The sequence below is a fragment of the Staphylococcus rostri genome (assembly GCF_002902145.1).
Classification (GTDB): Bacteria; Bacillota; Bacilli; order Staphylococcales; family Staphylococcaceae; genus Staphylococcus; species Staphylococcus rostri.
This window is the reverse complement of record NZ_PPRF01000109.1, coordinates 1-1605: the sequence shown is the minus strand read 5'-3', so window position 1 is coordinate 1605 and position 1605 is coordinate 1. Positions and strand designations below refer to the sequence as shown.

1 protein-coding gene is annotated in these 1605 nt (G+C 45.7%); it reads left to right on the top strand.

Annotated elements, in window-relative coordinates; translation table 11 throughout:
* Positions 1 to 1605, top strand: a 1605-nt coding sequence (locus tag CD122_RS12040; RefSeq protein WP_206167767.1) for a GA-like domain-containing protein, incomplete at both ends; no start/stop codon positions are given.

The following is a 1605-nucleotide window of genomic DNA, read 5'->3' as shown; positions in this document are numbered from 1 at the left end:
GCATCGAAATTCCAGAAGTGAACGATGCGGATTCAAATGACGTAGCTGATGATGTTGATGCCCAACGAGCAGATGCGGAAAAAGCTGTAGAAGAGGCTAAGGAAGCAGACCAAGCAGCTAAGGACGCGTTACAAAAAGCACAAGAAGACGGTTTAATCACGCCAGCAGAAAAAGCTGAGTTAGAGGCAGCAGCTCAAGAAGCAGCTGACAAAAAAGCGACAGCGACAGATAAAGTCAATGCGTTACCAGAAAATCAAAAAGGCGATTTACCATCAGAGCTTGATAAGTTAACAGGCATCGAAGTTCCAGAAGTGAACGACGCAGACGCAAACGGTGTGGCTGACAACGTAGACGCCCAACGAGCAGATGCTGAAAAAGCTGTAGAGGAAGCGAAACAAGCAGACCAAGCAGCTAAGGATGCATTAGCAAAAGCAAATGAAGATGGATTAATTACACCAGCAGAAAAAGCAGAGCTTGAGAAACTTCAAGAAGAAGCACAAGCTAAGAAAGACGAGGCTACTGACAAGGTCAATGCGTTGCCAGAAGACCAAAAAGGCGACTTGCCAGCTGAGTTAGATAAATTAACTGGCATTGAAGTTCCAGAAGTTAACGATGCAGATTCAAACGGAGTAGCTGACGATGTAGATGCGCAACGAGCAGATGCGGAAAAAGCAGTAGAGGAAGCGAAAGCAGCGGATCAAGCAGCAAAAGATGCATTAGCGAAAGCGCAGGAAGATGGATTAATCACACCAGCGGAAAAAGCAGAGCTTGAAAAACTTCAAGACGAGGCACAAGCTAAGAAAGACGAGGCTACTGATAAAGTCAATGCGTTACCGGAAGACCAAAAAGGCGACTTACCATCAGAACTTGATAAGTTAACTGGCATTGAGATTCCAGAAGTGAACGACGCAGACGCAAATGGCGTAGCTGATGATGTTGATGCCCAACGAGCAGATGCGGAAAAAGCTGTAGAAGAAGCAAAAGCAGCGGATCAAGCAGCAAAAGATGCATTAGCGAAAGCGGAAGAAGACGGCTTAATCACACCAGCGGAAAAAGCCGAGTTAGAGGCAGCAGCTCAAGAAGCAGCTGATAAAAAAGCGGCAGCGGAAGAAAAAGTCAATGCGTTACCGGAAGATCAAAAAGGCGACTTACCGTCAGAAATTGATAAGTTGACTGGTATTGAAATTCCAGAAGTGAACGACGCAGACGCAAATGGAGTAGCTGACGATGTAGATGCACAACGTGAAGAAGCAGAAAAAGCTGTAGAAGAAGCAAAAGCAGCGGATCAAGCAGCTAAGGATGCGTTGGCTAAAGCGGAAGAAGACGGATTAATTACACCAGCAGAAAAAGCTGAGTTAGAAAAACTTCAAGAAGAAGCACAAGCTAAGAAAGACGAGGCTACTGACAAGGTCAATGCGTTACCAGAAGACCAAAAAGGCGACTTACCATCAGAGCTTGATAAGTTGACTGGTATTGAAATCCCAGAAGTGAATGACGCAGACGCAAATGGCGTAGCTGACGATATTGATGCACAACGTGCGGACGCAGAAAAAGCTGTAGAGGAAGCGAAACAAGCAGACCAAGCAGCTAAGGATGCATTAGCGA